The sequence below is a fragment of the Stieleria sp. genome (assembly GCF_041595215.1).
Classification (GTDB): domain Bacteria; phylum Planctomycetota; class Planctomycetia; order Pirellulales; family Pirellulaceae; genus Stieleria; species Stieleria magnilauensis.
Map to the genome: position 1 here is coordinate 1 of NZ_JBFHKV010000178.1, position 10,346 is coordinate 10,346.

Here is a 10,346-nt window from a genome sequence, read left to right on the forward strand (position 1 = left end):
CGGAGTTGAATCAATTGCTTGCCAGCGAATCCGGACAAGTCGCGTTCGCCGGGGTGATCGATTTGTTGAAAGGCAAGTATCGCGAGTCGATTCGCGCCGAGGCGATTCCTCGTTTTGTCGAAAAACACTTTGAAGTCGCTCCCGATGGAACCCTGGCCCTGCGCAGCAGCAGTCGGGTGACGGCGGATGCGTGGGTGCAGCGCTCGCAGCAGTTGGGGGACGTGCTCGAGTCGATGAACGGGCGCATGAAGGGGGTTGCCGATCGTCTGGAGGATTCCGGCGAAGTCAATCAGATGGCTCGCCGCATGCTGACCGACGAGCATGTCGCCTACGCGATCATGTTGGACGAATTTGACGGACGCAGCGATCCGATCGAACTGTTCCTTGGCAAAGCACTCGAAAAGGTTCTGGTTCGTCGTGGTGATAAGTTGGTGGTCATTCCGACGCTTTCGGGTGACGCACGCCGGCAAATCGAACGATTTGAATTGGCCACCAAAGTGTTCGAAAAGCTGAAAACGGAATTTCCGCACTGGGCCGCCGAGTTTGACACGCCGGACGACCGTCACAAGGTTTTCGTCGCCAAGCTGAACGACTCCGCGATGGCCGCCGTCGTCGCCTTGCACCTGACCAAAGACTCAACGTCCTCGCCGACGGCATTGGTGGACGAACTATTTGCGAAGTTGGAAACGGTCTCGCGAGACACCGCCAAGGGGCTGGTGATTGACAATGAAGAGGCGTGGGGGAGTTTGCAGGAACTGCTGGAGTTGGCTAACCGGGCCGGGAAACGAATCGACGCTGTGCGAGATCGTCTCGCCAGGATCGCCGCCGATCTGGACACCTCCGATCCGTTGACCCAACGCTTCGCCACACAGATCGCAACGGGCGTGATCGCCTACCAAGTCGCCGTCGATGTCCCGTACGCAGAATTTGACCTGGGAAAACAGGTCGAAGGAATGATCTCGCAAGTGATGGAGCCGGCCGGTGCGGACCGCTTGCGAGTCCGTGACGATGCGGCCGATCAAGTGAACCAGCGCGCCGGCGAGCTGCTGGCGGCCTGCCGCACCATCAGACGCTACTTGCGCAGAATCGATGATGTCCGCGAAAGGATGGCCGATCGAGAGTTGGCCGAATCGCTCGACGGGCCGGGGCGGATGCTGCTACTGACAGAGATCCGTCGCTCGGCCGAACAATCACAACTCGATGCGATGGAACTACTGAGCAAAGAGTTCTTCGTGGTCGATGAATCGACGAATCAATTGACGGTGCATCCCGAGCGGGTCGAAGTGGTCGGGCAGTTGGCCGCGCGAGCGAAGCAGTTGGAACAAGAGCTGAAAAAAGACGACTTCTAGGGAACAAGACAAAGTGGGGTAAGCATCCTGCTTGCCTTCCTCGCCGGCTCCGCCGGCGCCCCCAGTGTGGCTCGCGTCACACGCCGAGGGTGCCAGTCGTCTCCCACTGATTGTCTGCCGATAGAAACGCCTCATGAAAGTCCACCGAATCATCAACATTGCGGTGCTGGCCCTCGCCGGGCTTGCGACGGTGCTTGCCAGCCAAGCCACGGCAACGTCGCCGACGACCGAGGCCCCGATCGATGCGATCTTGGCCAGGGCTCACCGCCAGGCAGGGATCTCGCCGACCAAAACCTGTGACGATGCCACCTACTTGCGACGCATCAGTCTGGATCTGCTCGGACGCCTTCCGACCGTCAGCGAACTGGCCCGATTGGAGGCTTCGAACGACCGCCCCGCGGCGCTCGACCGCATGCTTCAATCGGACGAGTTCTCGCGCTACTGGTCGCAACTGTGGACGACGGTTTTGATCGGACGTGGCGAGACGCGGCAAGTCGATCGCGAATCGTTGCGGCGCTGGTTGCAAACGCAATTGGAACAGGAAAAGCCGCTCGACCAAATCGCGTTTGATCTGATTTCCGCCGAAGGGGTCACGACGCTGGATGGTCACGTCAACTTTTTGGTGGGGAATCGTGAGGATCCCGTGACGCCGGTTTCGCGGATCTTTTTGGGCGTCCAATTGGATTGTGCCCGTTGCCACGACCATCCGTTTGATCGTTGGACGCAAGACGACTACACCGCGATGCGGCGGTTCTTTCAAACCATCTCCGTGCGAGAGGTTTCTGGTGGGATTCGTGTCGATGACACCGGAGCCAAGTCGGGGGCCGGCGAGGATGGGCCTCGGTTTCTGACCGGATCGCGACCGCGGACCGCGGCGTGGCGACGGGAACTGGCGTTGATGACCGTCAGGTGCCAGCCGTTTGCCAGAGCGATGGGCAATCGGGTTTGGCAATTGCTGATCGGCCGCGGCATCGTGGACCCGGTCGATGGCCTCAGCCAAGCCCATCCGCCGAGTGTCCCCGAACTTCATCAAGCTTTGGCCGACCAGTTACTCGTTAACGGGTTTGACTTACGCGATCTGATTCGAACCATCGCTGCCAGTGAGGCCTATGCCCGCACCGCGCCGACAGCCGACGCGACGGATCCGACTGAAGTGATCGAGTTGTTTGCCGCCAGAGCGCCCCGGCCGCTGCTGCCGGAACAGTTGATTGCGTCGTATGCGACGGTGATGAATCGTGACCTGCCCTCGCCCCAACGCCTGAACACGATGGCGGTGGAGTTCATGGGACGATCCGAAGCCGAGACGGGAGCGACCGATCCGCTGGCGTTGCAACGTACCAGCCAGGGCTTGCTGCAAGAACTCGCCGCCGAGACTTCGCCGCCGAGTGGTGACCTCGATTCCATCTTTCGCTCGACGCTGTCGCGACGTCCGGATGCCTGGGAACGTCAACGCTTTGCCGACGTGCCCGGCAGCGATCTGCTGTATGTGCTGTTACACGCTAACGAATTTGTCTTTAGTCATTGAGTCGATTGTCAATCGCAAGGTGATCCATGTTTGTTCCGAATCGTTTTGATCGTCGCCAATGGATGCGGGCCGGATCCGCCGCTGGGATTTCGACATGGCTGGGCCATCTGGTCGCACGGTCCGCCAGCGCGGCGCGGGATTCGGGAAAGCCCGTTCCGTTTCAGCGTTGCATCACACTTTGGATGCAGGGCGGACCGAGTCAGATGGAAACGTTCGACCCGAAACCCGGTACGGAGACGGGCGGGCCGTTGCGGGCGGTTTCGACGCGTGTTCCCGGGATGCAGCTCAGTGAAACGCTCTCGGGGCTTGCCCGATATGCCGACGATTTGTGTGTGATTCGGTCGGTCGGTTCGACGCAAGGGGAACACGACCGAGCGTCCCATCTGTTGCATACCGGATACGAGCGAATCGATTCGTTCCCGCGTCCGGCACTGGGATCGTACGTCTCATCGAGTCGCCCGGCAACGGACGTGCCCGCGTTCGTCACCCTGGGTGGCCAGGTCTACGGTCCCGCGTTTCTGGGGACCAGTCACGGGCCCTTTGTCGTGAACGATTTGGGACGAACGATCGAGACGATCCGCAATGTTCATCGCCGTAGCGATCGTCTCGATTTGCTCGCGGAACTGAATCAGCGGTCCGACCAAAGCAGCGGGAGCGTCTTGCTGCGGCAACGGACGGAGCAAATTGATTCGGTGCGACGGTTGTTGAAGTCGTCGTTTGCCGATGCGCTCGATGTTTCGGCGGAAGACGCGGCGACGCTCAGCCGATACGGCGAAAGCGATTTCGGACGCAACGTCTTGGCGGCGCGGCGCATGCTGGAAGCCGGTGTGCGATACGTCGAAGTTCAAATGCCCGGGTGGGACACACACGTCGGCAACATCCCCGCGGTCAAGCGTTTGTGCCAACAACTCGAGCCGGCTTGGATCGCGCTGATCGACGATTTGAAGTCCAGTGGGCTATGGGACGACACACTGATCCTATGGATGGGCGAGTTCGGACGTACGCCGATCATCAACGGGCAGAACGGACGGGATCACTACCCGAGATCCATTCCGGTGACACTGGCCGGTAGAGACATCGGCGGACGGGTGATCGGATCGACTGGGAAGGATGGAATGGAGCACAGCGAGAACCCCAACAGCGTGGCCGATCTGATGTACACGCTGATGAACTTGTTGGGGGTCGATGCCGATCAGGAGTACACGACCACGTTCGGAAGCCCGACGTCCGCGACCGACGGAGGGGAAATGATCTTGTAGCGCGCTGGTGTGCAGGCTTCAGCCGCTTCGTCTTGCTGCTTCGCAGCGCGTGAGGAATCGCCGCAAGGCTAGACACCAACGTGCGCTGGTGTGCAGGCTTCAGCCGCTCTGATTCGCTGCGGAGCAGCGACCGGGAATCGCCTAAAGGCTAGACACCAACGTGGGCTGGTGTGCAGGCTTCAGCCGCTCCGTCTTGCTGCTTCGCAGCGCGTGGGGATGCGCCTAAAGGCTGGACACCAACGTGCGCTGGTGTGCAGGCTTCAGCCACCGTGATTCGCTGCTCCGCAGCGAATTGGGATCGAATGCGTATACCCGCCTAGATTCTGCCCAGGATCCGATCGAGTGAATCGGACGTTTGATAGATCAACGCTTCAGGGTAATGCGGGTAGGGGTGAAAGTACTCGAACGTCACGTAACCTTCATAATCAATCTTCTCCAGCTCATCCATCACCGCGGGCCAATTGGTGGTGCCGTCTAAGAGCGGGCGGAAGGTTTCCAACGAGTAGTCGGTTCCTTTCTTTGTGAATTCTTTGAAGTGGATGTTCTTGGTCCGCTGACCCAGGATCGGTACCCAATGCTCGGCGTGTTGGAACATGGAGATGTTGCCGGTGTCGTAGTGGACTTGCACGTTCTCGCTGCCGAAGCCGTCGACGAAGTCGTTCATTTCCATCGGTGTCATCAAAAAACCGTTGAAGAAAATGTTCTCCATGTTCAGCGACACACCTTTCTTTTCAGCTCCCTTGACCAGTGAACCGACGGCCTCCCGCGCCAGCGCTTCGCATTTGTCGTTGGGTACGGGGGTGTGGTCGTCGCGCCAGGGGATGTGAACGGCGCCGGGGACGACCAGCAAGTTCTCCACCTTCATCGTTGCCGCCGCGTCGGCCATCAACCCGGCCAGTTCGATGCCACGGTTTCGCTTGGACGCGTCCAGGCTGGACAGCGGATAGGGCCAGAACAGAAACGAACACAGGCCGCTGATTTCGATTCCGATTTCGTTTGCCAGGTTGCGAATGCCGACCAGTTCCTTGTTCGAAGCTTTGGGGGAGAGGTCATTGTCGAGGTCGTAGTTCAGTTCGATCGCGTCGAATCCGGCGTCTTTGGCAAGTTGCATGCATTCGCGAAGTGACATCCGGTCGGGATACGGGAAGGCCCATTGGTTGATCGACTTCTTGGCCCGATAGCGTTTGGGTGACGATTTACGATCGTCTTTGACCGACGCAGCCGGTGGACTGGTGGCATCCTGTGCATTTGTCGACGTGGCGAAGGCCATTCCGGTGGTCGCCAGCCCCGCAGCGATGGCATCTCGGCGGCTGACCGTTCGGTTCTGTCCCAAGGGGACGCAACGATTTTGATCTGTCTTTGCCATCTGGTCATTCCTCTTTGTGTATTCGTCTTGGTGGATCCGTTATGGTAAGGGTGCTTCCGGTGCAGTCTCCCTCCCTTTTTTCAACAAGGATTCTAACATGCCCACCGTTTTACCATTCGGACGAGCGTTGTCCGCTTGCTGTTTCGCGGTTTTGTTGGCCACGTCCGCTGTTTTTGCAGCTCCAACTGGCATGACACTCGGTCCCGTCGAGCTTCAGTCGGTTGGTCCGATGACCTTCGCCACTTCCGGTGTGTTGTTGGTCGGTGATCCCAAAGCCGCGACGGTCTACGCCATCGCCACCGAAGACGCCGGGGCCCGCACCAGCGGCCCGTCGATCGCGGACCTGCAAGCCGCGATCAAGTCGTCACTGGGATTGGAAGGTGATCTCGAAATTGGCGAGTTGGCGGTGAACCCGGACACGGGAAACGTGTTCTTGAGCATCGTCGCCGGAGGTCAGGTTCACTTGGTGAAGGTTGACGGTCAAAGCGAGATCACGAAAGTCAACTTGGACAAGGTCCATCACGCCTCCAAGGCGTTGCCCAATCCGCCGGAAGACAAAGACGTCACGCGCCGCGGACGGACGCGGAACGCCCGCGATTCGTCGATCACCGACGTCGCGTTCTTTGAAGGAAAAGTCATGGTGACGGGGCTGTCGGCCGGCGACTCGCCCTCACGCGTGATCGAATTCCCCTTCCCGTTCGCGGAAAACACCGTGACGACCAGCGTCGACATTTTCCATGCCGCCCATGGTCGTGTCGAAGATGCCACGATCCAAACCTTCTTGCCGATGGTCGTCGACGGAGAGCCGAGTCTGTTGGCCGGTTTCACCTGCACGCCGTTGGTCCGTTTTCCCGTCAATGCACTTGACGGTTCGGAGAAAGTTCGCGGCACCACCGTCGCCGAACTCGGCAACCGCAACCAACCCTTGGACATGGTCGTCTACGAAAAGAACGGCAAGACTTCGATCCTGATGAACAACTCCGCTCGCGGCATGATGAAGATCAGCACCGAAGGCATCGGAGAAAACCAAGGTCTGACCGAACCGGTTCGGGGCGGCGGGACTGCGGGCCAACCCTATGAAACGATCGAGTCGCTTTCCGGCGTCAAGCAGATGGACAAGTTCGATGCCAGCCATGCCGTTGCGATCGTCGACGTCAAAGGCACGTTGGCACTGCAAACGATCGAGCTGCCGTAGCCCGTTCGCTCGGTTTCAACGACCTTCTCCCACGAGAAGGTCGTGCAAAATCCCAAGTAACCCTCCCGCACCCGGGAGGGTTGCTTTTTTAGGACCACCCTCCTGGCAGGCATTGGTATCTGCACATCTTTTGCATGTCAGATTTGTTCTGAGTGAATGGTTTCGGCCAACGGCTGTTTACATCCATAGCCTTGGGCATCGCCCAAGGTCCGCATACGAGAACGAGAGGGATTGGCCAACGGCCATCAACAAATGCCTCGTCAAACGCGAAGGTTGTGCATGGCCGTTGGCCAAATCCGACCCCATCGTGATGGGGTTCCTGGGGCGGCGCAACCCTCGCAAAGGCTCGGTTTGCTTGCCCCAGGCTATGGATATGCATGCCCTTTGGGCAAAAAGCGACTTGTGTAGATTCCAATGCCTGCCAGCAGGTCGACGTCATACACTGCGTGACCTCCACGCGGGAAAAGTTTCTATCATTTTCGACACCATTGCTGTGAAGAAGCGGTTCGTCGATCCGTCGCATCGGCCCATTCGAGGCAGCTACAATGGGCACATGCATTCGACCCACTTTCGCGATGAACCGTCGACCTCTGCGTCTCTGTTGGCCCGTGCGCGGGAAGGAGATGCGGAGAGTTGGAAACAATTGGCCCAGGTCTATGGCCCGATCGTCTATGGTTGGGCCCGGCGATGTGGTTGCCAGGCGGCTGATGCCGCCGATGTGATGCAAGACACGTTTGCGTCCGTCGCCAAGGCGCTGTCTCGGTTTGACGGCGGCCGCGACGGAGCGACCTTTCGCGGCTGGCTGTGGACCATCTCGCGCAACAAGATCCGCGACCGGGCGCGGATCGCCGCCGAGGAAAAAGCTGCCGGGGGCACGGCCGCCAATCTGGCCTTGATGCAGATCGCCGACGCTCAGGCGATCGACGCGGATGATCCACCGACGACCGCGCAAGCCGATTCGCTCGATGCCCGTCGCCGGATGATCGAGTTGCTGCGCCAATGCTTCGACCAGCGGACGTGGCAGATGTTTTGGGAGACCGCCGTGATCGGACGCCCGCCGCTGGACGTCGCCGACGAGATGGGCGTCTCGAAATGGGCGGTTTATAAAGCTAGGGCGAGGGTGTTGCAGCGGCTGCAGTTGGAGATGAAGGGGTTGGAGTAAGGTGGGTAGGAAGATTTTGGAGGTAGGAAGATTTTGGTCAAAAAATTGATTGGTCAAAAAATGGGAGCGTCAGCGACGTAGGGCATGCTGTGCATGCCAACGACGTTGCCGTCATTTTTTGATCAACCCATTTTTTGACCCCCTTTTCCCCACACGCCCCACCAAAAAAACGTTTTTCGCAAAACACTGTCCAATCGCTCCGTTGTCAGGGTGTAGCGGCGGGTGGTTCTCGCCGACAATTGCACATCCATCGGGAGCCCATCGATGATCGCCATGAGACGTAACTGCTTGGAACCAGACGAATTGCGACAAGTGCTTGAAGGGGAATTGTCCCAGGAGCAATTTGATTCGGCGATTTCGCATCTGGACACCTGTGAAACCTGTCGCACGGCGGTGGAGCAGTTCGACGGCGGGCTGCAAGCGATCGGCGAATCAACGTCCTCCGAGGACGCGGCTCGGGCGGGAGTGCAGAACGAAACCGCCTGCCAGGTCGCGCTACAGCAACTGTTGCAGCAATCATCGGCGCTCCTTCCCGCGACCGTCGCCCCTCCGCCTCCGTTTGAAATGCTCGGGCCCTATCGACTGTTGGAATTAATCGGCAGCGGCGGAATGGGGGCCGTCTACTTGGCCGAACATCAACGGCTCAAACGGCGCTGTGCGATCAAATTGTTGCCGCCCGAACGCGTCACCCAGGCGGGATGGTTGGACCGCTTTGATCGCGAGATGACGACGATCGCGTCGCTGGAACACTCTCACATCGTGCGCGCCACCGATGCCGGACACGAATCGGGCTGGCACTATTTGGTGATGGAGTATCTCGACGGGCTGGACATCGGCCGCGTGGCGGGACGGATCGGCCAACTGGACGTTGCCGACGCCTGCGAAATCGTCCGCCAAGCGGCGCTCGGGTTGGCCCACATCCACGACAACGGATTGGTCCACCGCGATATCAAACCGTCTAACTTAATGTTAACGCACTCCGGAACCATCAAACTATTGGATCTCGGTTTGGTGCTCGACGGAGACGATCCGCTCGCCAAAGACGACCGCCTGACGACCGTCGGTCACGTGATGGGGACGATGCCTTACATGGCGCCGGAACAACTGGCCGATAGCCGGGACGTGCGTCCGCAATCGGACATCTATTCACTCGGCGCGACGCTGTACCGTTTGATCGCCGGCCACCCGCCACACCGCTCCGAGCGTGGGTTGGCAGCGCAGGTGCTGGCGATCACCAGCAGCGATGCGAAGCCGCTCGATACCATCCGAAGTGACGTCGATCGTGATGTCGGCAGCTTTGTCGCCAGGATGTTGTCACGTGATCCGTCCAAGCGACCGGCTTCGGCGACGGAGGTGGCTCGGGAATTGGAATCGATGGCGAAACCGAGTCATTTGAAACGGTTGCTTCGTGACGCGATTCGAAAACACTCCGCCGACGATCTGCCCCGCAGCACCTTGCTACCGTCGATTGTCAATTCCGGCGGTTCCAAAGATCGTGGCAGAATCAAACATTGGCTGATGGGGGCTGCCGCGGCGCTGTGTTTGATTGCCGCCGCGATCGTGATCAAGATCCAGACCGATCGCGGGGAGTTGATCATCCATTCCGAGCACGACGGGTTGACGGTTCTGGTCAAGCAAGGAGACGACGTTGTCGATCAACTGACGATCGAATCGGACAAAGAAAACCGCACCACCTTGCACAAGGGCACCTACGACATTGAAATCATCGGCGGCGGCGACGCGCTGAGGCTCAGCGACGAAGTCGTCACGATCGGTCGTGGGGCGCAGGAGTCGATCGACGTCGTCAAGCGAACCGATCCAACAGGCAATGCTCTACCGGGGCTTGCATCGTCGAGTCTGGCGTCATCAAGCATCGGTGGCCCGGGACCGGGTGTTGTGTCGAACGCTTCTGTCACGCAAGACGTTTCCGATGGGGGACCGCGCAAGGACGTCAAAGCCATCACGTCCGCCTCGGCGATGGATTTTGCGACGTTCGACGGCAAACCGCTGTCGTACTGGTTGGAGCAAGTCCGAACCGAAACCGAGATCGAGCCGCTCGGTGAAGCCATCTATGCGTCCATCGGCGGATTGCAAGATTTGTCGCGTCGAGGCATCGCGAACACGTCGGAGAGCGACGTCGTGATCAAAGCGTTGCTCCGACGCGCTCGTGAATTCGGCGGACTGAGCCGAAAACTGCCGCCACTTCCCGGGATGACGGACCAAACGATCACCCCGTCGGAGCACTTTATGTGGTGTATGACCGAAGTCTTCGCAGAACCCTCGCTCGATGTTTGGTATGAAAACGCGGTCCAAGAATTGGTCGAAGGCAACGTGCACAGTCGCGCCGCAGTGATCAATTGCCTACACCGATATGTCAATTCTTCGGGTGGGGCTGGCATGTACGGGGGCGGCATGGGCGGCATGGGCGGATACGGTCCCAGCGGAACCATCTCCAAGTTCACCACCCGCAAGTTGATTCGGTGCTGTCTC

General features: G+C 59.3%; 7 protein-coding genes. 6 read left to right on the forward strand and 1 reads right to left on the reverse strand.

The window, feature by feature from the left end:
- The 3 genes from ABX749_RS09335 to ABX749_RS09345 all read left to right on the forward strand — a co-directional run.
- Positions 1-1,349: hypothetical protein (locus ABX749_RS09335; RefSeq protein WP_372895736.1), on the forward strand; the 1,349-nt coding region annotated here is incomplete at its 5' end.
- Positions 1,350-1,482: 133 nt separating this feature from the next.
- Positions 1,483-2,874: a DUF1549 domain-containing protein gene (locus tag ABX749_RS09340; protein ID WP_372895737.1), complete on the forward strand. Its 1,392-nt coding sequence runs from the start codon at positions 1,483-1,485 to the stop codon at positions 2,872-2,874.
- Between the two features lie 26 nt (positions 2,875-2,900).
- Positions 2,901-4,133: a DUF1501 domain-containing protein gene (locus ABX749_RS09345; protein WP_372895738.1), complete on the forward strand. Its 1,233-nt coding sequence runs from the start codon at positions 2,901-2,903 to the stop codon at positions 4,131-4,133.
- A gap of 316 nt (positions 4,134-4,449) precedes the next feature.
- Here the strand turns inward: ABX749_RS09345 and ABX749_RS09350 are convergent, their stop codons facing one another.
- A complete protein-coding gene (locus tag ABX749_RS09350; protein WP_372895739.1) occupies positions 4,450-5,499 on the reverse strand; it encodes a sugar phosphate isomerase/epimerase family protein in 1,050 nt (349 codons plus the stop codon).
- Between the two features lie 190 nt (positions 5,500-5,689).
- Between ABX749_RS09350 and ABX749_RS09355 the strand changes: the two genes are divergently transcribed.
- The 3 genes from ABX749_RS09355 to ABX749_RS09365 all read left to right on the forward strand — a co-directional run.
- Positions 5,690-6,694 (forward strand): hypothetical protein, encoded by a 1,005-nt coding sequence (locus tag ABX749_RS09355; protein WP_372895740.1) that lies wholly within the window; start codon positions 5,690-5,692, stop codon positions 6,692-6,694.
- A gap of 553 nt (positions 6,695-7,247) precedes the next feature.
- Positions 7,248-7,856 (forward strand): RNA polymerase sigma factor, encoded by a 609-nt coding sequence (locus ABX749_RS09360; RefSeq protein ID WP_372895741.1) that lies wholly within the window; start codon positions 7,248-7,250, stop codon positions 7,854-7,856.
- Positions 7,857-8,129: 273 nt separating this feature from the next.
- Positions 8,130-10,346 (forward strand): serine/threonine protein kinase (locus ABX749_RS09365; RefSeq protein ID WP_372895742.1); only part of this gene is annotated, 2,217 nt, incomplete at its 3' end.